2 protein-coding genes are annotated in these 1,434 nt (G+C 32.1%); one reads left to right on the top strand and one right to left on the bottom strand.

All coding sequences use genetic code 11. The features are described 5' to 3' along the window. Positions 1-140: 140 nt before the first annotated feature. Positions 141-317 (top strand): hypothetical protein, encoded by a 177-nt coding sequence (locus tag F9279_RS25470; RefSeq protein ID WP_193224715.1) that lies wholly within the window; start codon positions 141-143, stop codon positions 315-317. Between the two features lie 86 nt (positions 318-403). Here the strand turns inward: F9279_RS25470 and licT are convergent, their stop codons facing one another. Continuing rightward, positions 404-1,234 carry a BglG family transcription antiterminator LicT gene (licT, locus tag F9279_RS24750; RefSeq protein ID WP_152116735.1) on the bottom strand — a complete coding sequence of 277 codons (831 nt, stop codon included), beginning with the start codon at positions 1,232-1,234 and terminating at the stop codon, positions 404-406. Positions 1,235-1,434 lie beyond the last annotated feature (200 nt).

The raw sequence follows: 1,434 nt of genomic DNA, 5'->3' as shown, positions 1-1,434 counted from the left end.
CAAATTTTTAATAGGTTTCTTTCTTATTGTCTTTTTTAAGAAAAATGAATCCTAAGCCACATTCTCTCGCCCCATTTTTAGTCTACTACCAAAGTTTTCATTCACGTCCTTTTCACAGAAAAAGCAAAGGAGTGTTACACATGTTATTCGGATCATTCATATGTAAATTACGAAAATATCATAAATATAGTTACTATTATAGCGGGGAATGCATCACCTGTGGGAAAATAAGGAAAGAACATGAAAAGAAACAAGAATTAATGACAGAGAAAGAAGAGATAGATTCAGAGGATAAGAGTGTGGTCACTAATCCATGACATGGATTATGTATAAGGAGAATTTTTGATGAAAGTTTTGATTACTACTATCACACCAAAACTTTCATCACTATCACTAAGTATAGTCACCTAACAACCACTCTCTGTATATGAATAGCTAGGTAAAGCTTTTCGTTATCGGATATAGTATGATTAAATTGATTTTGGATATAATCATTGATTTTTTCTGTACAGGCAAATGCCTCTTTATGCTTTGTTTTTACCATTTCATATAAAAATGGATCATCGTCCTCCATATATGTTTTACTATAGAGTCTTTGAGCGAAAAACTTTAGGTGAGTAACAAAGCGGAAATAGTTAAGGGATTCCTCATCAAATTCCATTTTATAATGATATTTCACTATATTTAATATGTTTTGCATCACTTTTGTGATATTTGCCACATTAGGCATATCTTGATTTAAATCAGCATTAACTAGATGCATCGCAATAAAGCCAGCTTCATCCTCTGGTAATTCTATACCCAAGTTTTCCTTAATCATCTGTAAGGCTTCCATTCCTATACAGAATTCTTCTTTATAAAAACGTTTAATTTCCCATAATAAAGCATTTTTTATTTCATACCCTTTTTTTATTCTATCTACTGCGAAATGAATATGATCTGTTAAGGAAATGTACAAACTTTCATTAAAGCTCTTTCCTAGTCTTTGTTTAGCCAGCTTTATCACTTTTTCAGTTAATTGGATATACTCAACAGAAACCTCATATAGAAGCGTCTTGAATTTCTCTGATATATCATTATTTTTTAAGGTATATACTTTTTCTACATTCGTTTCTTCTACTAAATCCCCAGGCTTCTTACGAAATGCGATACCTTTTCCCATTATTACTAACTCTTCATTTTGCTCATTAATGACACTAATTACATTGTTATTATATATTTTATCTATTTTCATTAGACCCCCAACAGTTCGCTAATAAATTTCCCACTTACACAGGGATAGTAATTACATATATCTTTTCACTCTCCATGGAATAGAGTAGGGTGACCATTCACATGGCCACCCCCTCATCAAACCGCACGTGCCCTATTAAGGCATACGGCTTACCAACGTGTTATATTGAACTTTTATTTTCCCTGTGCACAGTTTATTTT

It is taken from the genome of Bacillus sp. B1-b2 (assembly GCF_009183415.1).
Taxonomy (GTDB): Bacteria; Bacillota; Bacilli; order Bacillales; family Cytobacillaceae; genus Niallia.
Note: the sequence above shows the minus strand (reverse complement) of the source record. Positions and strands in the feature narration are given on the sequence as shown.